This window comes from Pyxidicoccus sp. MSG2 (assembly GCF_026626705.1).
Classification (GTDB): Bacteria; Myxococcota; Myxococcia; order Myxococcales; family Myxococcaceae; genus Myxococcus.
This window is the reverse complement of sequence record NZ_JAPNKC010000001.1, coordinates 4,829,300-4,853,726: the sequence shown is the minus strand read 5'-3', so window position 1 is coordinate 4,853,726 and position 24,427 is coordinate 4,829,300. Positions and strand designations below refer to the sequence as shown.

The window sequence follows — 24,427 nt, the reverse complement described above, 5'->3', positions numbered from 1 at the left end:
CTCATCGTGAAGTGCCCTACGGCCCGGTGCCTCGTGGAGGTGCCGGGCCGTCGTGTCTGGAGCGGGGCCGTCAGTTGGGCAGGAACACCGCGCGCACGCATCCGTCCTGCTTCTTCTTGAACAGCTCGTAACCGCGCGGCGCGTCCTCCAGGGGGAATCGGTGCGTGGCGAGGAAGGACGGGTCCAGCTCGCCCTTCGTCACGTGCTCCAGCAGGCGCGGCAGGTACTTCTGCCCGTGCTGCTGCGCGGTGCGCACGGTGAGCCCCTTGTTCATGATGGCGCCGATGGGGAACTTGTCCATCACCCCATAGACGCCAAGGATGGACAGCGTCCCGCCCTTGCGGCACGCGAGGATGGCCTGCCGCAGCGCCTCGCCCCGGTCCGAGTGCAGATGCAGCGCCTGCTTCGCCCGGTCATACGCGTGCTCCACGCCCGTGCCGTGCGCCTCCATCCCCACCGCGTCGATGCACGCGTCGGGGCCGCGCCCGCCGGTCAGCTCCTTCAGCAAGTCGAGGACGCTGTCCACCTCCGCGTAGTTGAGGGTCTCCGCGCCCACCTGCTCACGCGCCAGCGTCAGCCGCTCGGGGAAGCGGTCGATGCCAATCACCCGCTCGGCCCCGAGGAGGAAGGCGGACTTCATCGCCATCAGCCCCACGCCCCCGCAGCCCCAGACGGCCACCGTCTGTCCCGGCTGGATGCCGCAGAAGTCCGCGCCCATGTAGCCGGTCGGCGCGGCGTCGGAGAGGAAGAGGACCTGCTCGTCCCTCAGTCCCTCCGGCACCTGGAAGCAGTCGGTGTCCGCGTGCGGCACCCGGACGTACTGCGCATGCGCGCCCGCGTAGCCGCCGAAGGCCTGCGTGTAGCCGTAGATGCCCGCCGTCGGGTAGCCGAACACCGGCTCCTGCAACTCCCCCTTCGGGTTGGTGTTGTCACAGAGGGAGTAGAGGTCGTGCTGGCAGTACCAGCAACTGCCGCAGCAGATGAAGGACGGCACCACGACGCGGTCCCCCTTCTTCACCTTCTTCACGTCGCGGCCCACGTCGACGACTTCGCCCATGAACTCGTGGCCGATGACATCCCCCTCGCGCATCGTCGGGATGTAGCCGTCGATGAAGTGCAGGTCCGAGCCGCACGTGGTGGACATCGTCACCTTCAGGATGACGTCGCGCGGATTGACGATGCCCGGGTCGCCCACCGTCTCCACGCGCAAATCGTTGATTCCGTTCCAGCAGAGTGCTCGCATCGACGTGTCCCTCAGAAGGAGGAGAAGCCGCCCTCGCGAGCGGCGGGGTTGCGCTCCGTCGTCGCGATTTCGCCCGTCTCGACCAGGCTCTTGAACCGCATGAGCGCCTTGTGCGCGAGCGCGGTGGGCGTCTCGCCGAAGAGCTTCAGCGCGGCCTCCCCGAGCGCGCCGCCCGGCGGGTTGAAGCGGAAGCGCAGCGTCACCACCGTGCCCCAGTCGCCCGGCGCGGGGCGGAAGCGCACCTCGCCCGCGTTGGGCAGCGGTGCGCCCTTCATCGACTCCCAGCGCAGGAACTCCCCCGGGTGCTCCTCCACCACGTGCGAGTCCCACTCGAGCGTCTTCCCGAAGGGGCCCTGCATCTTCCAGTGCCGGAGGTCCGGGCCCGCGGAGGTGACTTCGGCGAAGTGGGCCATCACCCTGGACAGGGTCTCCACGTCGCGCCACGCGCGGTACAGCACGTGTCCGGGCTTCTGGATGGTGACGGAGCGCTCCATCACCATGCCCCCCGTCACCACGCTCTCTTCCCGGCCCGCGCGCCCGGTGAGGCGCCGCATGCGGAGGTTCGGGATTCCGCCGATGAGCGAGCGTCCCCGGGCGCCCCGGGAGATGAGCTCACCGCCCGCGAGCGCCAGCGCCATGCCTCCGAGCGAGCGGCGCTGGAGGCCCATGCTCACGAGCGCCCCGCCCACGAAGGCGCTGGCCACGTGCCTCACGTGGACCTCGCGCTCCACGTTCCCTCTCGCCGCTTCGACGTCGTGCCACTCCCAGTCGCTGGAGGGGCCGGGGGATGGGTCGGCCCCTGTCGTGCTCCGCGGGCGGGGAGCCGAGGACTCCTGGGGTTTGTCGGCCATGGGCGCAGCCTCCTCGGGCAACGGGACGGGGACGTGGCCGGCGGATGCGGCCCGGCGTCACCGTGAAACGTTGGGGGAGGCGGGGCCAGGGACAACCCCAGAGGGCGTCACGGAGGTGCGGCCTCGGCGCTGGGGCGGCCTGCGGCCCGGCGAGGTGGGGGGCGAAGGCATGCCCCCTCGAAAAACCACGGCCCGGCCGCGTGCACCCCCGGAGCCCCCTCCGCGAGTGACACGCAACCGGGCCATGAGACCGGCCCCCCGCGGTGCTCGGCGGGGCGCCGGGTCAACGACAAACAAGACGCGTCAGTTCGCCGGGTAGGACGTCCAGCCCTTCGTCCAGTCCGTGGAGCCGATGGCGCCGATGAAGCGGGCGCTGGTGTCGAACCCGGACGGCGGTGTCAGGGAGGCGTCCGCGTTGAGCGAGGCGGAGCCGGCCTTGGGCGCGAAGTTCGGCGCGGTGAGGCTCAGCACGGCCTCGAGCTGCGGGTCCTGCATCTTCACGTTGTTGCCCGTGGACAGGATGACCTTGGACTCGTCGAGCTTCGTCGCGTCCGGGTCCGTGGTGGTGCCGTTGCTCACCACCGGGTTCGGCGCGAAGGGGATGGCGGTGTTGCTGCCCGCGATGTCCCAGAAGAAGGTGTTCTTGAAGGACAGGCGCGCGTCACCCGCCTCGTTGAAGAGCCCCGCGGACGCGGTGCCGTCGATGTCCACCGCCTGGTTCTTCCAGTGCGCGATGATGGAGTTGCGCATGCGGACGCCGGCGCCGGTGTTGAACACCAGGGCCTCCTGCGTGGGGTTGGCGGCCGTGGAGGCGCCACCGCCGATGAACGTCGCGTTCCAGATTTCCGGCATGGAGATGGGCTCCTGCGCCGGGGCGGACTTGTTGCTGGAGGCCTCGATGCCGCGGTCACCGCGGGAGGGGCTCTGCTGCACCACCAGGAACTGCACCTTGCCGCTGTAGCCCAGGTCGTAGTCCAGGCCGTCGTCGTCCGCCTGCGTAATCACGATGTGCTTCAGGGGCGCGGTGCCGCCGAACATCTCGATGCCGTCGTCCAGGCCCAGGTGGACCTGCACGTAGTCGACGGTGGTGGCGCTGCCGCAGCCGCCCATGGACAGGCCGTTCAGCTCGTTGTTGGGCGCCAGCTCGAAGCCGGCGAACTCGATGCGGGCGTACTTCAGGGTGCCGCAGTTGTGCGCGTCGTCCTGGCCGCCGTACTTCACCAGGTCATTGCCGCTGGTGGAGAAGAAGCCCTCGATGGTCGTCTCGCCGCCGGAGACGTTGAGCTTCGCCTTGCCCAGCAGCACCACGCCGCCCCAGTCGCCGCCCTCGCGCTGGCCCACGGCCTTCGACGACGTGAAGACGATGGGCTTCTCCGCGGTGCCCACCGCGTTGAGCTTCGCGTTGCGGGTGATGATGAGCGCGCTGCCCTCCTCGCCCTTGATGGTGGCGCCCGCCTCGATGGTGAGCGTGCCGCTCTCCACGAAGATGTACTTCTTCAGGGTGTAGGTGCCGCCCGCCTTCCAGGTGGTGTCCTGGGTGATGTTGTTGGAGACGTCAGCCACCTCGGGCTGCTCGTCGGGGGGCTGCTCGACGGGCGTCTTCTCGTCGTCGTCACCGCAGCCGGCGGCGAGCGTCAGGCTGGAGAGGGTCAGGAGGGAGGCAAGGAGCCGCTTCATGGGAGGACTTCCTTTCGGGAGAGGCACTACAGGGAGAGGCCGAGCGACGCGGAGAACGCGATGCCCGGTCGGTACTGGAAGAGGGTGACGTCGCCCTGCTTGAGGGTGACCTTCGAGTCGAAGAGGTTGGCGGCGGTGAGCTTCAACTGCGTGGAGGCCGTGAGCCGCTGAGTCAGCGCCAGGTCCACGCGGTGGAAGGGCTGCTCGTAGACGTCCGGCAGGGTGTTGATGCCCACCTCGCTGATGCGCCGGCCGTAGACGTTGTAGAGGAGCGCGACTTCGGTGCCGCTCTCCGGGCGCTCGTAGCCGAGGTTGACGTTGACCACGTACGGCGACTGCCCTTGCAGCGGCCGCTTCGCGCTCGTCTGCAGGCCCTGGAGCGAGCCCAGGTCGATTTCGGAGCGGATGAGGGTGAGGTTGGCGCCCAGGCGGAAGGCGCGCAGCGTGTCGGTGATGCGGGCCAGCGAGGTGCGGCCCTCCAGCTCCAGGCCGTAGGTGTCGGCGCCCGCGGCGTTCTCGAAGCTCAAGTCGCCCGCGCCCTCGGAGTTGATGACGCGCTCAATCGGGTTCTCGAAGCGCTTGTAGAAGGCGCTGGCGGCGAGCACCTCGTTGTCGCCCACGAACCACTCCACGCGGGTGTCCACGTTGTGGATGCGCGTCTGCTTCAGCGCGGGGTTGCCGGACACGTTGCGGCGGCGGATGAAGTCGTAGAAGGCGAAGGGCGCCAGCTCTCGGAACGTGGGGCGAGCCAGCGTGTAGCTGTAGCCCGCGCGCAGATTCACGGTGGGGGTGAGCGCGTAGATGGCGTTGAAGGTGGGCAGCCAGTCCAGGTAGTTGACGTTGTTGGTGCTGGCCTCCTCGTTGGTGAACTGGTCCAGCGCCGTCAGGTTCTGGCGGGACGCCTCCAGGCGCACGCCGCCCACCAGGCGCAGCTTCTCGGTGGGCGTGACGTCCGCCGTCACGTAGCCGGCGTAGATGGCGAGCGACGCGTCATAGGCGTCGCTGTCCGGGCGGGTGCTCTCGCGCAGGCGCATGCCGTTGCCGAGCAGGTCGGCCCCGAAGAGCTGCTCGGGCGGGAGCGCGCGGTCCACCTCGGCGTTCGGGGCGATGCTGTAGCGGAAGCGGCGGGCGCGGAAGTCACGGCCGGACACCTGCGCGAGGCCGCCCACCTTCAGGCGCACGTCGGAGAAGGGCACGGTGAGGTTGACGCTGCCGCCACCGGACGTCTCGCCCAGGTCCGCGAAGAAGCGCTCGCCGCTGTTGGCCTGGTTGGGGAAGGACAGCGAGCCGGTGGGGGTGCTGAGGCTGTCGCTGTAGAGCGAGTCGCGGGTGTCCGGCTCGTCGCGGTCCACGCGGGACAGGTTGGCCTGCCAGTCCACTTCGGCGTCGCCGAGGAGGCCCAGGCGGTGGAAGCCGCGGAGCTGGTTGAAGGAGAGCTGGCGGACGATGAACTGGAGGCGGCTGCCCTCGAAGCGGTCGCCCTTGAGCGAGTCCACGCCCGCGCTGGTGACGGTGCGGGTGTCGGTGCCGCGGGTGTAGAGGCTGAAGGCGGTCAGCTCGTTGTCGCGGTCCAGTTGGTAGCCCACGCTGGCGAGGCCGCTCAGGTTGGCCGTCTCGATGCCCTGCGTGACGAGGGCGTCGTCGTTGCGGAGGAACTCGCCGTTCTCGTTGAAGCTTGCGCGGCCGAAGCTGCTGAGCTGCGTGGACTCCTTGTGGCCGTAGTTGGCGGTGGCCAGGTAGCCCAGGCGGCTGTTGCCGAAGCGCAGCGTGTCACCGACGGACGCGCTGAGGCCCAGGTTGGGCAGGGCCGTCTTGCGCTGCGCGCGCCACACGTTGGGGAAGCTCTCCCACTGCTGCTCCAGGGCCTCGGGGGACTCGCCGTTGGCGCCCAGCTCGTGTGCGGTGGGGATGGCCTCGGGCAGCCTGCGCTGGCTGCCCGCGAAGCCGAGCCACTCCAGGCCGCTGGTCGGCTGGGTGTTGCGCTCCTGGCCCGTCGTCACGGTGTCGCCGCCGAGGGTGATGCGCGGCTTGAGCTCGAACTGGCTGGGGTAGGTGTTCGTCTCGATGAGGAGCGTGCCGCCGCCGAAGGTGCCGGGCAGGTCGGCGGTGTAGCTCTTCACCACGTTGAGGTTGGCGAGCAGCGAGGTGGGGAAGAGGTCCAGCGGGACGCTGGGCTCGTCGGGCTCGGGGCTGGGCAGGAGCGCGCCGTTGAGCAGCGTGGTGCTGTAGCGGCCGCCGAGACCGCGCAGGAGGACGTAGCGACCGTCCACCACGGTGGCGCTGACCACGCGCTTCACGGCGTCGGAGGCGCTGGAGTCCGGAGTGCGGGCAATCTCCTGCGCGCTGATGGCGTCGGAGACGGCGGCGGCCTTCTTGCGCTCCTGGAGGAGGGCGCCCTCGGCGCGGCGGTCGGCGCGGGCCTCGACGACGACTTCCTGCACGGCGCCGATGTCCGCGCTGAGCGCGACGTCCAGCTTCGTGGCCTTGCCCTGGGTGACGATGACGCCGGTGATGCGGCGGCCCTGGTACACGTCGTAGAAGACGCGCAGGTCGTACTTTCCGGGAGGCAGCGCCAGGCGGTAGTTGCCGTCGAGGTCGGTGAGGGCCTGCTTCTGCGCGCCCGTTACCACCTTCACGGTGGCCTCGATGAGGCCCTCGCTGTTGGTCGCGTCCGTCACCCGGCCATGGATGCCGGTGAAGCCGGCGGGCGGCTCGGAGGACTCCGCGAGCATCGCGTCGTCATCGGCCGTGGCCTCGGACGGAGCGGGCTCGGTGGCGCCGTCGGCCGGAGCCGAGGGCTGCTCGGCGGTGGCGCCGTCGGTGGCGGGAGCCGGCTGCTGCGCGGTCGCGCTGGAAGGAACGTTCATTCCAGGGGCGGGCGCGGCGGTAGGCGCGTCGGAAGGAACGTTCGTTCCGGGGGCGGGCGCGGCGGGCTGGGCGGAAGGAACGTTCGTTCCAGGCCCGGTCGCGGTGGGCTGGCCGGAAGGAACGTTCGTTCCAGGCCCGGTCGCGGTGGGCTGGGCGGAAGGAACGTTCGTTCCAGGCCCGGGCGCGGTGGGCTGCCCGGAAGGAACGCTCATTCCAGGCCCGGGCGCGGCGGTAGGCGCGCCGGAAGGAACGTTCATTCCGGGGGCGGGAGCGGCGGGCTGGCCGGAAGGAACGTTCGTTCCACCCGCAGGGGTGCGGGAAGCTCCCGTCTCCGCGGAGTCGGAGGGCTGCGCGGTGGAGGGCGCCGTCGCGGACGGAGCCGGCGCCGCGACGTCCGTGCCGCCCGCCTGCGCGAGCGCGGACATGGCGAAGAAGGTGAGCGCAGCCACGAGGGCGCGCGGAAGGGCGTTGCGAGACAACACGACTCTCCTTGCCGACGGTCAGCGCACGTAAAGAACGCGACACGCATGGCAGCTGAATGGATGACCTGTGACGATTCAGGCGGCGGACCGAAAACTCGGTGTCACGGTCCGCCGCGGGGCAGCTTCAATCCGCGAGCTTGTCCGGCAGCACGCCGACGGTGATGTTCCCGCCGCGCGCCAGGTCCAGCACGTCCATGGCGGCGCCGTACGGCACGTCGTCGCTGGCGTCGAAGAAGACAATCTTGTCCGGGCGCGCGTTGAGCATGCGCTGGAGGCGGGCCACCACCTGTTCGCGGGGCACCTCCTCGCGGTTGATGCGCAGCACACCGGCCCGGTCCACCGTGAGCACCACCGGAGGCAGTGCATCGGGCGGGGGCGGAGGCTGCTCCGCCTGCTTGTCGTTCTTCGCGGGCACCGTCATCCACATCTGCTTCGTGAGCAGCGGGGTGACGACCATGAAGATGATGAGGAGGACGAGCACCACGTCCACCAGCGGCGTCACGTTCATGGTCGGGCGCAGCCCGCCCCTTCCGCCTCCGACGTCGAATGCCATGGCGTGCCCTCCTAGTGCTTCTGCTTGTCGACGACCTGCAGGTTGATGCCCGGGAAGCCGAGGTCCTGCATCGCCTTGAAGACGCCGCGCACCTCGGAGTAGTGCACGCCCCGGTCGGCCTTGAGGACGACGGGAGCGTCCGGGTCCTTCTCGTGAATCGCCTTCAGCTCGGTGAGGAGCACGTCGCGCTTCATCTCCTTGCGGTCGAGGAAGATGGAGCCGTTGGAGGCCATGCTCACCGTGGTGGGCTTGAGCTCCTTGTTCTCCTTGTCCGGGTTCGACGCCACGGGCAGCTCCACGGCGGCGCCGGCTTCAATCTGGGGCGTGACGACCATGAAGATGATGAGGAGGACGAGCACCACGTCCACCAGCGGCGTCACGTTCATCTCCGGGACGATGGCCCTACGCCGGGTGGACATCGCGCGACTCCCTGCGGGCAGCGAGCTCGGGACCGGTGGCCACCGCGGCGCCGTTCGCCGGGGCGGGCTTCTGCGCGCCCAGGTCCTCCAGGTAGTCCATGAACTCGCCGCGCGCGGTGTCCAGGGAGAGCTGGAGCGCGTCCGCGCGGGTGGACAGGAAGTTGAACATCAGCACCGCGGGGATGGCGACGAGCAGGCCGAGCGCGGTGACGACGAGCGCCTCGGCGATGCCGGCGGACACCGCGCCCAGGCCGCCGGAGCCCTCCTTGGCGATACCGGCGAAGGCCTCGATGATGCCCACCACCGTGCCGAGCAGACCCACGAACGGGGCCACCGAGCCGACGCTGGCGAGCACGGACATGCCACGTCGCACGTCGGCGCTGACGCGCTCGTTGAGGCGGACCAGGTCGCGGCGGGTGAGCTCGACGGGGCCCAGCTTGCCGGCGGGGACGCGGCACTTCGCGAGGAACGTCTTCATGCCGCCGCCGAGCAGCATGGCGAGGTGGCTGCCCTTGGTGGACTCGGCCTCCGTCACGAGCGCCTCGTGCTGGTGCTGGGCGAGGAACTGGCCGGCGCGAGCCGCGAAGCGCTTGGAGATGGAGCGGGAGCGGAAGAAGACGAAGAGGCGCTCGAAGAACACCGCGAGGGACGCGACGGCGAACAGCATGAGCGTCCAGGCGATACCCAGGGCGAACACGCCCATGTGGTTGTAGATGTCCCTGAGATTGAAATTCATGACGGTGTGCTCCTGGGGGCAGGGCAGTTGAGGCCTACGACTTGAGACGGAAGGGGACCTTGAAGATGCGGTAGACGGCCGTGGGCTGGCCGGACACGACTGCGGGCCGGAAGCGCCACGTCTTCACGGCGGCGAGCGCGGCGCTGGCGAAGGGCTCGTCGCCACGCATCACCTTGAGCTGCGTGACGCGGCCGTCGACCTCGACGACGCCCTTGAGGATGACCAGGCCTTCGAGTCCCTTGGAGCGGGCGTCGGAGGGGTACTCGGGGATGAGGTTGGACTCGAGCGGCTCCGGAGGCGTGGCGGACTCCGGGAGGTTGATGGGCGCCGTGCGGCCACCGCCGCCCGCGAGGCCGCCGCCGACGCCGGTGCCGCCCACGACGCCGCCCGGCACGAGCGCGCCGGTGCCGCCCACGGCGATGGGGGCCGCGGCGACGACTTCCTGCTCTGCTTCGGGAGGCTTCGTCAGCGGGACGGAGTCGGGCGCGACGAGCGGCGCGGGCGCCACGGTGGGCGCGGCGGGAGGGGGCGCCTTGGCTTCGACGGGCGGCGCGGGCTTGGGGGCCAGCTTCGGCTTGGGAGGCGGCGGCGGAGGGGGCGGCTTCACCTCCACGACGGGAGGTGGGGGCGGACGGAAGACCACGTCCATGCCCTTCTTCTCCTGGATGACCTCGCGCACCTTGTTGGCCGCCGAGACGACGGCGACGCCGATCAGCACGAAGACGCCGATGGAGGCCGTGGTGGAGAGCGCGAACCGTCGCGCGGAGCTGACGTCGGTAGCGCTGTCGAACGTTTCGAACATGGCTGGACCGCGTATAGCGGCGCCATGTCTCATGCATGTCCAGGCCCGGTGACACTTCACCCGCAGGCGGGTGACAGCCGGGTCACACAGCGCGCCTGCTCGCTGGTGCGAGACACACTCGTGACGAACCGTGCTTCAGCGTCACGGGCGCGACACGGAGCGCGGGCCGCGCGGCTCGCGACACGGACGTGACGGCATCTTCGAGGGCCGTCAAGGCACGCGCATGCCGGGCAACGTGCGAGGCAGCCGTGACAGCTCTCCGCCTGGCGTCACCGCGCGCGGTGCTCCCGCGCGGCGTACCTGCCACAACAGGGCGATGAGGAGCACGGAGTAGACGACGGCGAACGGCCGCCACAGGAGCACGTCGTGTGACAGCGCCGACCCGAGCCCTGAGTCGGAGACGAGGGTTCCGGTGAGAGCGATGAGCGCCACGAGCGCGAGGTTCGGCTTGTAGCGGCCCTCGGCGGCGGCGCGCATCAGGGGCCACGCGAGCACGTAGTTCGCGCGCCACGCGAGCGGCGACAGGAGCGTCACTCCCAGGCAGCACATGGCGAGCAGGTCCGCGGGGCCGGGCCGTGCCCACACGACGGCCACGAGGAAGAGCGCGATGGCGAGCCCCTGCGCGAGGGTCATGCTCCCGGGAGGAGGAATCGATTCGGAGGGCAGCACCAGCGAGAGCAGCAGCGTGGGCAGTCCCTGCGGGTTGGCACCCAGGGCCCATGGCGGCGTGGTGCGCGCGAGCGTCTCGCTCCACAGCTTCAGCTGCGTGAGCGTGCCGTCCCAGCCGTAGCGGGCCAGGGTGGGAAGCGCGAGCAGGACACCGATGGCGGCCGTGGCGCCGATGACGCGCCAGTGGCGGCGCCAGAGGAAGAAGAGACCGACGAGCGCCGCGGGCGGCTTGAGGAGGAAGGCGAGCGCGAAGGCGGCGGCCGGGCGCCACACCTGGCCGCGCTCGGCGCCGAGTGTCGAGAGCACGAGCAGGAGCAGGAGCACCGCATCCACCTGCCCGTAGAACAGCTCGAAGGTGAAGGCGGGGAGGAGGGCGACGGTGGCGAGGGCGGGGCCCCAGGCCCAGGGCGTGGCCTCGGAGGGGCCGGCGGGCACGCGCGTGGTGAGGCGGGCCACCGCGGCGAGCGCGAGGATGGAGCCCAGGTTCCACAGGGCAACGGCGACGCGCGCGGGGAAGAAGGTGAAGGGGATGAAGAGGGGCGCGGTGACGGGCGCGTACTTGAACGGCATGGTGCCGTCGGAGACGCGGTAGAGGTCGGTGCCCTCCAGGAAGCGCTCGGCGGCGACCAGGTACACGCGGAAGTCCACGCCGCGCCGCGGGTGCTGGCCCACGGCCACCGCGGCCACGACGAGCACGGCGAGCACGAGCCACCAGAACCAGCGGGCCCAGGTGTCTGAGGAACTTTCGTTACGCGAGGGCCCCGTTGCGGCGACGTTCATCGAGGAGGCGGGGAAGGGGGGAGGCGGCACCATTTCATGCCGGCCCTTCCACGGCAACGAGGCCATGGATGCGTAATTCTCCTGCCAATCTGGAAACGCTTGATACCGCGTATCGGCAGTAGTTCCCGCTTCTGCAATCTCACTACTCTTGCAGACGCAGCACGCGAAGGGGGCGGGTGTCGCACGCGGTGCTCGTTCCTCGTCGCTCACACCCCGAGGAACAGATGAACCTGAAGAGCCACCTGACTCGCCTCATTCCGTCGCTCGTCCTCATCACCCTCGCCGCAGCCTGCGCGGGCCCCGAAGCGCCAGACTCCGGCGAGCTGTCGAACCCGCCCGCGCCGGTTGCCGTGGAAGAGGGGGCCGCTCAGCCGGATGACGTCTCCGTGGAGGAGACGCCCGACTCTTCCGGCACCGTCTCCCAGTCCGCGTTGTACTTTGATTACTGCAACATCTACGCGTGTCCCTCGGGTTCGCAGCACGTCCCCGGAACCAGTTTCTGCTCGCCCTCCTGTCCCGGCTACAACCGGCAGACCGGCCGGTGTGACTCCATCTTCAACGCCAGGTACTGCATGTTCCCCGCCTCGGGGACCATCTCCGCGAACCCCACGGACGTGTGGGTCAACACCAACGTCACCCACATCGGCTCGACGCAGATCTGCTGGGACGTCAACTTCACCGCCAATGGCGAGGTGTGGCTGAGCATGGACGGCCAGCCCGAGGTGCTCTTCGCCAGCGGGGCGGATGGCTGCCAGTCCGCGGACTGGATTCAGGTGGGGCACAGCTACAACTTCAACCTCTATGAGGGCACGGCCCACAGCAACCAGCTCGCCAGCGTCACGGTGAATGGCTACGGCTACCAGGGCGTTGCCGCCGCCGCGGCCTGCGGCCCGTGCAACACGGGCTATGCGTGCCGCTGCGGCATGGACTTCTGCTACCCCGTCAACCGCCCCTGTCCCTGAGTCCGGACACGGTGCTCACACCGCGCCGCCGGGCAGTCCCGGCGGCGCGGCTACAGCCCGTACGTCTCCAGCAGTCGCAGCCACACCTCGCTCATGGTGGGGAACGACGGCACCGCGTGCCAGAGCGTGTCGAGTGACACCTCGCCGGCCACGGCAATCGTCGCGGCATGGAGCATCTCGCCCACCTCGGGCCCGGTGAAGGTGGCGCCAAGGATGATGCGGCGCTTCTCGTCCACCACCAGCTTCGCGGTGCCCTTGAGTCCCGTGCCGAAGAGCCCCGTGCCGGTCACGTTCTGCATCTCGTACTGCACCGTGCGCACCGGTAGCTTCGCCTCCCGCGCCTTCGCCTCGGTGAGGCCCACGCTCGCCGCCTGCGGGTGCGTGAAGATGACCTGCGGCGTCGCCTTCGCGTCCGCCCACGCCTGTGCCTTCTTCCCCGCGATGATGTCCCCCACCAGCCGCGCCTGGTACTTGCCCATGTGCGTGAGCAGGTTGCGGCCATTCACGTCACCGCACGCGTAGAGCCACCCGCCCTCCACGCCCTTCGCGCGGAGCTGGTCGTCCACCTCCACGGACTTCCCGGCCTGGAGGCCCACCGTCTCCAGCCCGATTCCCTCCGTGCGCGCCACGCGCCCCATCGCCGCCAGCAGCGCGTCCGCGCGGACCTCCTCGCCGTTCGTGAGCGTCACCGTCACCTCGCCCTTGTCCCCGGCGCGCTGCACTCGCGCGGCCGTGGTGCCCAGCAGCACCCGCACGCCCGACTCGCGCAGCCCCTCGGCGACCTGCTCACCGACGAAGGGCTCGAAGCGAGACAGCAGGCTCTTCCCGCGCTGGGCCAGCGTCACCTCCGAGCCCAGCGAGCGCCAGGCCTGCGCCAGCTCCACCGCCACGGCGCCGCCGCCCAACACCACCAGTCGCTTCGGCACCTCCTTGGCGCCAGTGCCCTCGCGGTTGTCCCACGGCTTCGCCTCCTTCAGGCCGGGGATGTCCGGCAGGCGCGGCCGGCTGCCCGTGGCCAGCACCACCGCGCGCCGGGCCTCCAGCTCGCGCACCTTGCCGTCCTTGGCCTCCACGCGCACCTTGCGCGGGCCCGCGAGCTTTGCGTTGCCGCGCACCACCGTCAGCTTCGCGCCCTCCGCCCACTTCACCTGCGAGTCGTCCTTGTAGTTGCCCACCATGTAGTCGCGCTGCTCCAGCACCGCGCTCGCCACGAGCGGGCCCTTGATGGCCTCGCGCGCGCCGGGCGCATGCTTCGCCAGCCACAAGGCCTCCGCCGGCCGCAGCAGCGCCTTGCTGGGGACGCAGGCCCAGTAGGAGCACTCGCCGCCGAGCAATTCGTGCTCCACCAGCGCCACCGACAGCCCCGCCGCCGCGGCGCGCGCTCCCGCGTTCTCACCCGTGGGCCCCGCGCCAATCACCACCACATCGAAGGCTTCCGCCATATGCATGCACCCCGTGGGTACGGCCTATTCGGAGCGGGCTGGCACGCCAATCCAGCAACGGTCTGCCGTCGGATTGTGGAAGAAGTGGCTGGTAGCCAGATGACACCTGCTCCGGCGTGGCGAGGTCAGGAAAATGGTGCGTCGTGCGTCCGTGCCCGGGCTGACGTGGGCGGAGTGCGCAGGCACCCTGCCCTGGAACCCACGAGTGTCCGTGCCGGAATCAGAGGCGCGGCGGGAGGTGTGCCATGGGGACTGTATTGAACGGTGTCTCGGGTCGCTCCTCGCCTTGCGTGCCTGTCCGGGTCTGACCTCCTCCCTCGCTGAGCCGAAGTGCTGAGCTGGATGGAGTGGGTGTGTGCCCCTCCCAGGACGCCTGCGCGCGGAGCCGTAACCGCCGTGCAACCGGCCGGTGTGTGCCTTGCCGTGTCCCCCGTGGCGTGACGCCCGGGAGGCGCGAGGTGCACGCGCGGCCCGCTGGGAACCGTTCGTCCACTCATGTCTTCTTCCAGGAATCGCCGTCCCCGAGCGTCTCGCAGCCGCGAGGGCTCTTCGCTGTCGTCGTTCTCGCAGTCGCCGTCCGAAAACCCGTCCGCGCGCCACCTGCGCGTGCAGTCCACCCTGTCCCAGGAGGTGTCCCTCCTCTTCCGTGGCGGCCTGTCCGACCCACGGCTCGAAGGCGTCTCGCTGTCGTCGTTCGAGCTGTCCCCGGATGGCCGCCTCGTCCGCATCGGCTACACGCTGACGCCCGCGTCAGCGGCCTCCGGCACCCGCGCCGTGCAGGAGGCGCTCGAGCGCGCGAGCGGCTACGTGCGCTCGCAGCTCGCGCTCCACCTCGACATGAAGCGCGTGCCGCAGCTGCGCTTCATCTACATCGGCGTCGCGGAGCACACCGGGCCCGACTCGGGGGATGCGGGAGGTGAACCATGAGGCCCCGCATCTTCCCCTCGGAGCCTGGCGCCGTGCCCATCCTCGTCTGGGCCCGTGCGCTGCCACCGGGTGCGGAGAAGCAGCTCCGCCACATCGCCGCCCAGCCCTACGTCGTCGAGCACGTCGCCGCCATGCCCGACGTCCACGTGGCCTCGGGCGTCGCCGTGGGCACCGTCTTCGCCACCGAGCACCACGTCGTGCCCGGCGCGCTGGGCGGAGACCTGGGCTGCGGCGTGAGTGCCTGGCGCTTCCCCCAGCCCGCGTTGCCAGGCCGCGACGTGCTGCGACCCCTGCTGGCACGACTGGCCCGGGAGGTACCGGTGGGCGACGCCGTCCACCGGGGGCGCGGTGTGTCGCTGCCTCCCGAGCTGGAGTCCCCGCCGCTGTCCACCCAGAAGCTGCGCCACGCGTGGGAGCGGCTGGCGCCGCGACACCTGGGCACGCTCGGCGGAGGCAACCACTTCCTCGAGCTGGACCGGGACGCCGACGGAGACGTCTGGCTGCTCCTGCACACCGGTTCGCGAGGCGTGGGGGCCGCCATCGCCGACCACCACCTGCGCGTGGCGGGGGCGCTCGGACAGGGCGCCCTGCCCGCGCTGGACACGCACACCCCCGAGGGTGTCGCGTGCCTTGAGGACACCCAACGGGCCTGCCACTTCGCCCGCGCCAACCGGGACGCCATCGCCGCGCGCGCGGTGCCGCTGGTGGCCGAGGCGCTCGGCGTGTCCCCGGACGCGGAGTCCACCGTGGACGTGCACCACAACCACGTCGCCGCGGAGGAGCACGGGGGCCGCGTGCTGCTCATCCACCGCAAGGGCGCGGTGGGCCTGGAGGCCGGGCAGCGCGGGCTCATCCCCGGCTCCATGGGCACGGCCTCCTACGTGGTGGAGGGCCGGGGCGAGCCCCGCGCCTTCCGCTCCTGCTCGCACGGGGCCGGCCGCGTCCTCACCCGGACCGAGGCCCGCGCCCGCATCCGCCCGGCCGCGCTGGAGCACGCGCTGCGCCGCGTGGTGTACGACCGGGCGCGCGCCGCGGCCCTCGTCGAGGAGGCCCCTGCCGCCTACCGCGACATCACCGAGGTGCTGGAGGACGAGGCCGACCTCGTCACCCCGCTCCTGCGCCTGACGCCCCTGGCCGTCCTCAAGGGCTGAGGGGCCGCCCGGGGGCCTGGCGGGCCTGGGGGCCCCCGGCTTCACTCGAAGTCCAGGCTGGCAGTGACGCCGGGCCCGGATTTCAGGGCTCCAGGCAGATCCTCATTGGCGCCGGTCCCCCGGTCGGGTCAGATGGCGGACAAGGTCGGGAACCCTGTCAGGGTGGGTTCCCGAGCCCGTCGGGATGCCGTAGAATCGGGCACCAGACTCACACGTGCGAACCTGCTGGGGCGTCGTCTAATGGCAGGACATCAGACTTTGACTCTGATTATCAAGGTTCGAATCCTTGCGCCCCAGCCACTCCGCTCCGGGGGGACGCGGTAGCAAGCGCGTCCGTCCGCGTGCATGAAGGACGGTGGCCCGATGCCGCAGAAGACGCTCCTGCTGGTCTCCGTGGGTAGCCCACCGGCCTCCCTCTTGAGGGACTTGCAGGACCCGCTGGCGACGCACATGGGCGTCCAGTCGGTGTTGGCGAAGGCGGCCTTTCCCTCTCCGGCCTATGCCTTCAACAAGGACCGGGGGCAGTACCACTGCAACGCCATCATGCGGCGGCTCTCGCCGATGCTGGAGCCCGGTCAGGCCGCCGTCATGGGCATCACCGACGTGGACCTCTTCGTCCCCGACTCGCCCTTCGTCTTCGGCGAGGCGGACCGCGAGTCCCGCACCGCGGTGGTGAGCCTCTTCCGCCTGCGCCAGGGCGCGGACGGGGAACCCCTGCGCCGCCGCATCCAGGTGGAGGTGGTGCACCAGGCCGGGCACCTGCTGGGGCTGTCCTACTGCGAGGACCCGCGGTGCGTCATGTTCTTCGCCCAGACGCCCCAGGACTGCGACCGCAAGCAGTTGTCGCTGTGCAACATGTGTCGCAACGAGCTTCAGAAGCTCAACCGCTGACAGTCCACGGGGACACGTTGAATGTCCCGTGACGCGTTGACGTCCGACCCGGTGCGCCCTGTAGTACGGGGCACTCGGAGCGGCCGGAAGGCGGAGTGACTGCGATGACGGGCATGCGGCGTTTCATCGGTGGAGTGCTGGCGGTTGGGTTGCTGGGTGCGTGCGAGCCCATCGACGACGGCGGTGGCGGCACCACCGGCGACGTCCTCTTCACCCAGGGCTTCGCCTTCGTGCGCGAGGACGACCGCAACGTCTACGTGGTGGACGACGACGGCGACCCCAACAGCCCGCAGAAGCTCACGACGACGGGCGGGGTGTACTGGCCCTCCGTGTCGCGCGACGGGCGCAGCGTCGTGTTCGTCCAGCGCACCGGCAGTGCCACCTCGCTGCGGACGGTGCCCACCGCGGGTGGCACCACGGCCACGCTGTTCAGCGCGGGTGACTCCGCGTGCCCGCGCGGCTGCGGCAACTTCCGTACGCCCACCTTCAGCCCGGACGGCCGCAGCGTCGTCTTCGTCTTCACCCCGGGCAACAGCTCCGTCACGTCGCTGGGCCGGGTGAACACGGACGGCAGCGGCTTCGTGGAGCTCACGCCGAACACCACCGTCTCCTACGGCGCGCCGTCCTTCCTGCCCAACGGGAGCGCGGTGATTGCGCCCGCGGGCAGCGGGCTGGGCCAGCTCAACCAGATTGCGCGCGTGCCGGTCGACGGCTCCGGCGCCACGTTCAGCTCGCTGGGCAACGAGGTGCTCGCGGTGGAGAACCGCGTGGCGGTGTCGCCGAGCGGCTCGCAGGTGGCCTTCGACGGGCGGCTGTCCTCCGGCAGCGTGCGCATCTTCGTGGCCGCGTTCGGGGGCTCGGGGGTGAGTGGCGCGCAGCGGGTGACGGACCTCACCGCCGCGAGCGTGCAGGAGACCTGGCCGAGCTGGACGCGCTCCAACCAGCTCGGATTCCTCCTCGTCGACGCCAGCGGCGGTGACCCGGGCATCTACCGCGCGACGACGGGCACGGGGACTCCGAGCTCGGTGACGCTCGCCGTGCCCAGTGCGGCGGAGCCGTCGTACGGACCCCTGTAGACGCGTGGCTTCCGTGCGTCTCGCCGTCCTCGCACTGGCCCTGTGTGCAGCGTGCGCGGCTGGGCCTTCGGGGGCCGTGGCCCCCATGCTCGCGGAGCCTCCCGCCGGAATGCGCCTGCACACCGGCACACCGGAGGGTGGGGTGCCGTACCGGCTCTTCGTCTCGGAGGAGGCCACCGCCGCGCAGCCGCACCGGCTCCTGGTGTGGCTGCATCCGTCGGGGAGTGACGGCCTCGGCCTGGTGGAGCCGCTCGCGGCGGACTTCGCGCGGCGGGGCTTCGCGCTGCTGACGCTGTCCCGGAAGGACTTCTCCGGCTGGCGCGGCGCGGATGCCAACCGGGTCATGTTGAAGGTGGTGCCGGACGCGGCGCGGGTGCCGGGCGTGGATGCGCGGCGGCCGGTGCTGCTCGGCTTCAGCGCGGGCGCGCAGATGGCGTTGGAGCTGTGGTCCGCGCGGCCGGACTCCTTCGGCGGGCTGGTGCTCCTGGCCGGGGCGCCGCGCTTCTCTCGTGGGAATGAGTCCAGTCCACCTTCGGGGGCCGCATACACGCGCGTGTCCCTGCTGTCCCTGGTGGGGGAGGGGGACGGTGACGGGCCCGCCCTGTGGCGCCGGGCGCTGGAGACCTGGAGTGCGGCGGGCGTGCCGCTCCAGGCGCGTGTCGTCGCCGGACGCGGACACGAGTGGCTCCTGGTGGAGCCGGCCGAGCAGGACGCCGTGCTCGCCTGGCTGGCCGCGCTGCCACCGGTGGACTGACTCGCGCCGGGGGCGGCTGGCGTCCGGGGCCGCGAGGCGCGATGCTGCCGGGGCTTGGAGGTGGGTGATGTCCCTGTTCGATGCAGTGCTCGCGGGCGACCGTGAGGCCGTGAAGTCCCAGCTCGCCGCCAGGGCGGACCCCAACCCGTTCGACGCCGAGGGGCGCACGCCGCTGATGGCCGCCGCGCGCGCGGGACGGGCCGACCTCGTGCGCCTGCTGCTGGAGGCGGGCGCTGACCCCGAGCTCACCGACAGCATTGGCGAGTCCGCGCTCATCATGGCCGCCGCCCACGGCCACCCCGAGGTCTGCAAGCTGCTCCTCCCGCACGCGAAGGACGACGAGCGAGACCTCGCGCGCACGCTGCTGTCCGGCGTGGGAATCACGGACCTGCGCTCCGAGCCGTCCATCCCCGAGCCGGACAAGATGGACCGCAGGCTCGCCTCCGCGGGCGCGTACGTGGCCGGCAAGCTGGGGGATGACGGCCCCGCGAAGCGACTGGAGCGGGCCCTGCGCGCGGAGAAGACCCGCAAGCGCTGAGCCTCCGTCGGCTCCCGGACACTCCTGCACCGCGGGGCCTCTCCCGTTACGTCAGTAACAGGGTTTCTTCACTATTTCACCGACAGCCTTCCCGTTCGAAACGGGATGGCTGACGTGTGTCAGCAGGGTACCAAGGTGGCGGTGCCAGGGGTCGGCGCGCTCGCAGTTCGTCGCGGAGCCGTGACATGGAGACGCCGGACACGCGCCTCATCTACAGCGGCACCGTGCAGGGCCTGTTCCTCATCGCCCTGCACGGGCGCCTGTCCGGCTCCGCTCGCGAGTCGCTGCGCTCGGCGGGGCTGGCGTTGGAGGAGGACCTGCTTCCGGCCTACCCCTTTGCCTCGTGGCTGCGGTGGCAGGACATCGTGCTGCGGGACGTGTGGCCGGAGCTGGAGCGGGAAGAGGCCCAGCGGCGGTTGGGGCATACCGCCCTCGACGGCCTGCTGTCGACGATGCTGGGCCGGGTGATGGCGACGGCCGCGCGGGCCCTGGGGCCTCGGCTGGCTCTCGGTCAGCTCGACCGCGGGTTCCGGACGTCGAACAACTTCCAGGCCTCACGCGTGACGGAGCGGGCGCCCACGGCCTGCGAGCTGTGGATCAACGACATCGGGGGCCGGCCGCACTACTACATCGGCATCCTGGAAGCGGCGCTCAAGGTGATGGGCGCGCGAGAGTCACGGGTGTCGGTGCTCCAGCAGGAGCCCCCCGCATGCCGCTTCCTGGTGGAGTGGAAGGGGTGAACACCTCCTGAAACGACGAAGGCCCGGGGCTTCGCGGTGGAAGCCTCCGGGCCCTCGCTCACGGTGACGGACTCTGGGGGCCCGTCATCCGGCTTGCACTCACTCCGGCTTGGCGCTCACCACCGCGCCGGGCGTCACGGTGCCCGCGCCGCCCCGCGTCTGGACGAGCGAGTCCGCCACCAGCTCGGTGATGTCCTTGATCTTGATGTTCTCGCCGCGCTCGGTGTCGTTGACCGCGTCGTTGAGCATCGTCGAGCAGAACGGGCACGCCACGGCCACCACGCCGCTGCCGCCCTTCTCCTTGTAGTCGCCCACCATGCCCGGCTTCTTCCTGTCCGCGGCATCGGGGTACGGCGTGGACGGGTCCTCGGCGTGCTTCAGCGTCAGTGCCGCTTCGTTGATGCGGTTGTGGTTGATGCGCGTGCCGATGTGCTCCTCCATCCACATGCGCCCGCCGCCGGCGCCGCAGCAGAAGCCCTCGCGCTTGCTGCGCTGCATCTCCACCACTTCCAGCCCGGGGATGGCGTTGAGCACCGCGCGGGGCGCGTCGTACACGCCGTTGTGCCGGCCCAGGTAGCAGGGGTCGTGGTACGTGAGCTTCGTGTTCATCACCGCGGAGAGCTTGATGCGCTTCTCGTTCAAGAGCTCGCTGATGAGCTGCGTGTGGTTGATGACGCGGTACTCACCGCCGAACTCCGGGTACTCGTTCTTGATGGTGTTGAAGCAGTGCGGGCACTGGGTAATCACGGCCTTCACGCCCATCGAGTTCCACGTCTCGATGTTCGTCTTCGCCATCGTCTGGAACAGGTACTCGTTGCCCATGCGGCGGGCCGAGTCGCCGTTGCACATCTCCTGCTTCGACAGCGTGGCGAAGGACACGCCCGCCTCGCGCAGGATCTTCACCAGCGAGCGGCTGACCTTCTTCTGCTTGTCGTCGTAGCTGCCCGCGCAGCCCACGAAGAAGAGGTACTCGTACGGGCCGCCGCCGTCACCCCAGGTGGGCAGCGCCAGGTCCTCGGCCCACTCGTCGCGCCGGTCCTGGCCGATGCCCCAGGGGTTGCCCTGGCGCTCGATGCCCTCGAACACGCGCTGGATTTCGGGCGGGAACTCCGCCTTCACCTGCACCTGATAGCGGCGCATGTCGATGAGGCGCGGGACGTTCTCGATGAAGACCGGGCAGGCCTGCTCGCACCAGCCGCAGCTCGTGCACGCCCACACCGTCTCCGCCTTCAGCGCCGAGCCGACGATTTCGGGCAGCGGCTCCTTCGTCTTGCTGGGGCCGTAGCCCTCTTCCGCCCACTGCTCGTGCTCCCAGATCCAATGCTTCAGGTCCTGGTTGACGGCCTTGTGCGTGAGCGGCTTGCCGGTGATGTACGTGGGGCAGTGCGTCTGGCAGCGGCCGCACTCGGTGCAGGAGTAGAGGTCCAGGCCCTGCTTCCAGGTGAGGTCCTTCACCGTCGCGGCGCCGAACTCCTCCTTCTCCAGATTCGGCGTGGGCAGCTTGCCGGTGGAGTGGGTGCGCTGGAAGAAGACGTTGGGCAGGCCGGTGATGATGTGGAAGTGCTTCCCGAGCGGCAGGAAGTTCAGGAACGTGAGGATGATGACCAGGTGGGTCCAGAACCCGGCCACGCCGAGCACGTGCGCGGGGAACTCGCCCAGGGGCATCATCGCCAGGCCCACCAGGCTGGTGACGGGCTCCCACCACACGAGCGAGGCCGCCGTCTGGGGCACCTGCGTGGCGCCCATCTGCGCCTGCGCGGTGTGCGCGGCCACCATGTGGCTGCCGCCGAAGAAGAACTCCGTAATCATCAGCCCGGAGATGAAGCCCAGGATGAGGTACGCCTCCCAGGAGACCGTCATGCGGTCCGGCTTCACCTTCCAGCGCGTCCAGACGAAGTAGGCGCAGCCCACCAGGGCGAGCGCGGCCACCACGTCCTTGGCCAGCAGGTAGACCTTGTAGATGGCGAGCAGCGGGCCCGCGTCCGCCCAGATGGGGTGGCCCAGGTCCGTCAGCACGTCCAGCGCCGTGGACGAGAGGCCCATGGCGAACATCATGACGGTGCGCAGCGCCAGCACCATGAAGGCGGCGTAGATGAAGACGTGCATCAGGCCCGGGGTGAACTCCTCCGGGTCCACCATGCGCTTCTGCCCGAGGCCGAAGAGCACGAGCCGCTTGATGCGCAGGGGGATGTTGTCGAGCCGGTTCTCCTTCTTCATCGCGAGCAGCACGCCCACGCGACCAGACATGGTCATCACGAAGATGGGAACGGCGACGGCGAGCAATAGGCCGGTGATGATGGGGCTCATGGGACTCTTGAGGACCTCTGGGGTCGCGCGCGGCCTTGGAAGGCCCGATGCCGCGGCGCGGCAAATCTCGAGTGCTGGTCAACCCTAACAGGGGTGATTCGCGAATCAAGCGCCGTGCGGTGGCGCATGTCCTCCAGTGAAGCACGCGGCTTCGCCCCGCTGGTGGGGAACCGGCCGGCGCACGCATTTACTGACGCCTGGTGCTGGTGAGGGGGCATCTGAAAATCGCCGCTCCGTGAAACCTGTAGAGCTTCCCACCGTGAAGCGGTGGACGTACCTTGTACGATTGTCGCACAAAGTGTTCTACGGATGACCGTAGGTAACCTGCTGGAATCACGTGCTTGGCTGGCGTGGGGCAGGCAGGCGGGCACGGGGCGCCGGGCAGGTTCAGAACTTTGCCGCCCCAAGGGCTTTACAACGCGGGGTGACATGGTCAATCTGGTTGGTAAATCGGTCAACGCTTGTTTGGTCGGGCACTACATGGGGTGGGCCCGAGTCGACCGAATGGAAGGGCGCCCGAGGAGAGGCGAGCCGCGAGGCCGACCATCTCCATCCAGGCGGAGCGCCCGAAGGAGCCGAGCATGGTTCAGCACGACGACACCACGTACATGGACGATGAGGGGCTGCCCTACGCGGACCGCAAGGACGAGGGCGAGTCCGAGGGTGTGCCTCAGGCGGACGGCTCGGCGGGAGGCCGGTGGGGCTACGGCGAGGAGGCGTGGGGCGGTTGGCACGCGGCGGAGTAGCTCGGAGCCCCCGCGGCCCACGGATGCGCGGGGGCATTCCTGTTGCGATTGTCACTGAGCGGCTCGAAGTCCGCGCGGCGGCTCCCTCCACGGTGAGCTCCCGGGCCTGAAGCGCTCCACGGGGTCTCCAGGCGGGGCCCGTTCGTCATCCCCACCAGGACAAGAACAGGGACGTGCAGTCCGTTTCCCCGGAACCCGAGGTCTGGGGTCGGTGTGCCCCCCTTGCCCGAAAGCCAGACTCCCGACATTCTCGTGCCCTGAAGCCTTCCCGTGGGAGCCCCCGCTCCCGGGGCGTTGTGGCCCATGAGACTTCCGGCGGCGAGGGGCGTCGTTCCTCGCAGAGAGATTCGCGGCACAATGCCTCGTGAGACTGCGGGGGAGTTCGGATGAAGCAGACGGCCTGGGCAGTGGAGCGCGATGCCGAGCACGGCCGTGAGGTGCTCCTCCTCGTCACGCTGGAAGCGGACTCCGACGCGCCTCGCGCGCCGGTGGCCATCAACCTCGCCCTGGACCGCAGCGCGTCCATGCGCGGCGTGCCCCTGCTGGCCGCCGTGCAGGCCGCGCAGACGCTGGTGGACCGCGCCAGCCCGCGCGACTACCTGGGCCTGCTCACCTTCGACGCCGAGCCCGAGCAGGTGCTCCCCATGCGCGCCATGGAGCCCAATGCGAAGGCCCAGTTCCTCAAGGTCCTCTCGCGCCTGGAGTCCGGCGAGGGCACCGCCCTGCACGAGGCCGTGGAGCGCGCCGCCGAGGCCGCCCGCCGCGTGCTCGTTCCCGGCGCCCGCCCCCAGGTATTGATGCTCACCGACGGCGAGCCCTCCGTGGGCCCGTCGCAGCTCCCCGACTTCAAGGCGCTGGGCGCCCGCGTCGCCGAGTCCGGCGTCATGCTCCACGCGCTGGGCCTGGGCCGGCACTACCTGCCCGACATCCTCGAGGCCCTCACCAGCCCGTCCGGCACCGGCTTCGTCCACGTGGACGACCCGGAAGGTCTGCCCATGGCCGTAGGCCAGTTGGGCGCGGAGCTGTTCGGCGAGGTGGTGTCCGACGCGCGCGTGTACGTGCTGCCCACGGGCTTCGCCGACCTGCGCTGCCGCCACCGCTACCCCGCGCGTGTGGAGGGCGACGCCATGAGCGCCACCCTGGGTGCGGTGTCCCAGGCCTTCCCCCGCCGCGTCCTCTTCTCCGGCCTGCTGGGCAGCGCGGAGTGGAACGTGGGCGTGTCCACGTCCTTCACCGAGCACGGCGACACGCGCCGCATCACCGTGCCGGTGACGCGCATCCTCCCGGAGAGCGACCAGGGCCGCTACGTGCGCGCGGTGTCCGCGGAGCTGGAATTGGTGGCCGCCGAGTCCGCCGCGTGGAAGGCCCTCGGCCGCCGCCACCAGGAGTCGGCCGAGCGCGCGCTCGAGGCCGCCGACATGGCGCTCTACAAGCTCGCCCGTCTGGGTGCGCCCGAGGTGCCCCCGCAGCGCCACGTGGAGCGGCTGGCGGACCTGCGCCGGTTCCTGGAGCGCCGCGCCAACCAGCAGGTGCCCGCGCTGGTGATGCGCCGCGCCCACTCCGAGGTCTCCCGCATCACCATGAGCCGCGTGGGCCCCGCCGTGCCCGCCCCGGCGCTGCTGCCCTGGAAGTCCGAAGACTGAGCCGGCGCCTGCCTGCCCGCCTCCAGCATCCCACCTTCACGTAACCGCCTGGACCTGCGTCCCGTAGTGAAGGGCGGACGGCGAGGCGGCGGGGAATGCCCGCCTGCCCGGATGGTTCATTCACGTTGGAGACCCGTGCCCTTCGCTGGCGGCCCGGCCTCCGGTGGGTT

General features: G+C 70.4%; 21 protein-coding genes and 1 tRNA gene. 11 read left to right on the top strand and 11 right to left on the bottom strand.

Going from position 1 to position 24,427, the window contains the following annotated elements:
• Positions 1 to 70: 70 nt before the first annotated feature.
• The 9 genes from OV427_RS18770 to OV427_RS18730 all read right to left on the bottom strand — a co-directional run bounded on the left by OV427_RS18770 (position 71) and on the right by OV427_RS18730 (position 11,146).
• Complete coding sequence (locus OV427_RS18770) at positions 71 to 1,243, bottom strand: zinc-dependent alcohol dehydrogenase (protein WP_267857495.1); 1,173 nt, start codon at positions 1,241 to 1,243, stop codon at positions 71 to 73.
• 11 nt (positions 1,244 to 1,254) lie between these two features.
• On the bottom strand, positions 1,255 to 2,094 hold the full coding sequence (locus OV427_RS18765) for an SRPBCC family protein (RefSeq protein WP_267857494.1): 840 nt from the start codon (positions 2,092 to 2,094) through the stop codon (positions 1,255 to 1,257).
• Positions 2,095 to 2,397: 303 nt separating this feature from the next.
• The gene (locus OV427_RS18760; protein ID WP_267857493.1) at positions 2,398 to 3,771 is read right to left on the bottom strand and encodes a hypothetical protein; all 1,374 of its coding nucleotides are present in this window, start codon (positions 3,769 to 3,771) and stop codon (positions 2,398 to 2,400) included.
• Between the two features lie 26 nt (positions 3,772 to 3,797).
• Entirely contained in the window at positions 3,798 to 6,638 is a 2,841-nt protein-coding gene (locus OV427_RS18755) for a TonB-dependent receptor domain-containing protein (protein WP_267857492.1), read from the bottom strand.
• 607 nt (positions 6,639 to 7,245) lie between these two features.
• Positions 7,246 to 7,674 carry an ExbD/TolR family protein gene (locus OV427_RS18750; protein ID WP_267857491.1) on the bottom strand — a complete coding sequence of 143 codons (429 nt, stop codon included), beginning with the start codon at positions 7,672 to 7,674 and terminating at the stop codon, positions 7,246 to 7,248.
• Positions 7,675 to 7,685: 11 nt separating this feature from the next.
• Positions 7,686 to 8,093 (bottom strand): ExbD/TolR family protein, encoded by a 408-nt coding sequence (locus OV427_RS18745; protein WP_267857490.1) that lies wholly within the window; start codon positions 8,091 to 8,093, stop codon positions 7,686 to 7,688.
• Positions 8,077 to 8,829 (bottom strand): MotA/TolQ/ExbB proton channel family protein, encoded by a 753-nt coding sequence (locus tag OV427_RS18740; RefSeq protein ID WP_267857489.1) that lies wholly within the window; start codon positions 8,827 to 8,829, stop codon positions 8,077 to 8,079. Before OV427_RS18740 ends, OV427_RS18745 begins: the two co-directional genes overlap by 17 nt.
• A 34-nt stretch (positions 8,830 to 8,863) precedes the next feature.
• Positions 8,864 to 9,631: an energy transducer TonB gene (locus OV427_RS18735; RefSeq protein WP_267857488.1), complete on the bottom strand. Its 768-nt coding sequence runs from the start codon at positions 9,629 to 9,631 to the stop codon at positions 8,864 to 8,866.
• Between the two features lie 210 nt (positions 9,632 to 9,841).
• On the bottom strand, positions 9,842 to 11,146 hold the full coding sequence (locus tag OV427_RS18730) for a glycosyltransferase family 87 protein (RefSeq protein WP_267857487.1): 1,305 nt from the start codon (positions 11,144 to 11,146) through the stop codon (positions 9,842 to 9,844).
• Between the two features lie 158 nt (positions 11,147 to 11,304).
• Between OV427_RS18730 and OV427_RS18725 the strand changes: the two genes are divergently transcribed.
• Complete coding sequence (locus tag OV427_RS18725; RefSeq protein WP_267857486.1) at positions 11,305 to 12,042, top strand: hypothetical protein; 738 nt, start codon at positions 11,305 to 11,307, stop codon at positions 12,040 to 12,042.
• A 50-nt stretch (positions 12,043 to 12,092) separates the two neighbouring features.
• Here the strand turns inward: OV427_RS18725 and OV427_RS18720 are convergent, their stop codons facing one another.
• Complete coding sequence (locus OV427_RS18720) at positions 12,093 to 13,484, bottom strand: dihydrolipoyl dehydrogenase family protein (protein WP_267857485.1); 1,392 nt, start codon at positions 13,482 to 13,484, stop codon at positions 12,093 to 12,095.
• Between the two features lie 495 nt (positions 13,485 to 13,979).
• Between OV427_RS18720 and OV427_RS18715 the strand changes: the two genes are divergently transcribed.
• From OV427_RS18715 to OV427_RS18680, 8 genes are all read left to right on the top strand, one after another.
• A complete protein-coding gene (locus tag OV427_RS18715; protein WP_267857484.1) occupies positions 13,980 to 14,411 on the top strand; it encodes a ribosome-binding factor A in 432 nt (143 codons plus the stop codon).
• On the top strand, positions 14,408 to 15,562 hold the full coding sequence (locus OV427_RS18710; RefSeq protein ID WP_267857483.1) for an RtcB family protein: 1,155 nt from the start codon (positions 14,408 to 14,410) through the stop codon (positions 15,560 to 15,562). Before OV427_RS18715 ends, OV427_RS18710 begins: the two co-directional genes overlap by 4 nt.
• Positions 15,563 to 15,788: 226 nt before the next feature.
• Positions 15,789 to 15,862 (top strand) — tRNA-Gln (locus OV427_RS18705).
• Between the two features lie 63 nt (positions 15,863 to 15,925).
• A complete protein-coding gene (locus OV427_RS18700) occupies positions 15,926 to 16,453 on the top strand; it encodes a non-proteolytic archaemetzincin-like protein (protein WP_267857482.1) in 528 nt (175 codons plus the stop codon).
• A gap of 113 nt (positions 16,454 to 16,566) precedes the next feature.
• On the top strand, positions 16,567 to 17,529 hold the full coding sequence (locus OV427_RS18695) for a TolB family protein (RefSeq protein ID WP_420718268.1): 963 nt from the start codon (positions 16,567 to 16,569) through the stop codon (positions 17,527 to 17,529).
• A 109-nt stretch (positions 17,530 to 17,638) separates the two neighbouring features.
• The gene (locus OV427_RS18690) at positions 17,639 to 18,283 is read left to right on the top strand and encodes an alpha/beta hydrolase (protein WP_267857480.1); all 645 of its coding nucleotides are present in this window, start codon (positions 17,639 to 17,641) and stop codon (positions 18,281 to 18,283) included.
• 67 nt (positions 18,284 to 18,350) lie between these two features.
• The gene (locus tag OV427_RS18685; RefSeq protein ID WP_267857479.1) at positions 18,351 to 18,821 is read left to right on the top strand and encodes an ankyrin repeat domain-containing protein; all 471 of its coding nucleotides are present in this window, start codon (positions 18,351 to 18,353) and stop codon (positions 18,819 to 18,821) included.
• Between the two features lie 185 nt (positions 18,822 to 19,006).
• Positions 19,007 to 19,561, top strand: a complete 555-nt coding sequence (locus OV427_RS18680; RefSeq protein ID WP_267857478.1) for a DUF2378 family protein — start codon at positions 19,007 to 19,009, stop codon at positions 19,559 to 19,561.
• A gap of 99 nt (positions 19,562 to 19,660) precedes the next feature.
• Here the strand turns inward: OV427_RS18680 and OV427_RS18675 are convergent, their stop codons facing one another.
• A complete protein-coding gene (locus OV427_RS18675; RefSeq protein ID WP_267857477.1) occupies positions 19,661 to 21,868 on the bottom strand; it encodes a (Fe-S)-binding protein in 2,208 nt (735 codons plus the stop codon).
• A gap of 581 nt (positions 21,869 to 22,449) precedes the next feature.
• Here OV427_RS18675 and OV427_RS18670 point away from each other — a divergent pair.
• Complete coding sequence (locus OV427_RS18670) at positions 22,450 to 22,614, top strand: hypothetical protein (RefSeq protein ID WP_267857476.1); 165 nt, start codon at positions 22,450 to 22,452, stop codon at positions 22,612 to 22,614.
• A gap of 386 nt (positions 22,615 to 23,000) precedes the next feature.
• A complete protein-coding gene (locus OV427_RS18665) occupies positions 23,001 to 24,257 on the top strand; it encodes a vWA domain-containing protein (RefSeq protein ID WP_267857475.1) in 1,257 nt (418 codons plus the stop codon).
• Positions 24,258 to 24,427: the final 170 nt, after the last annotated feature.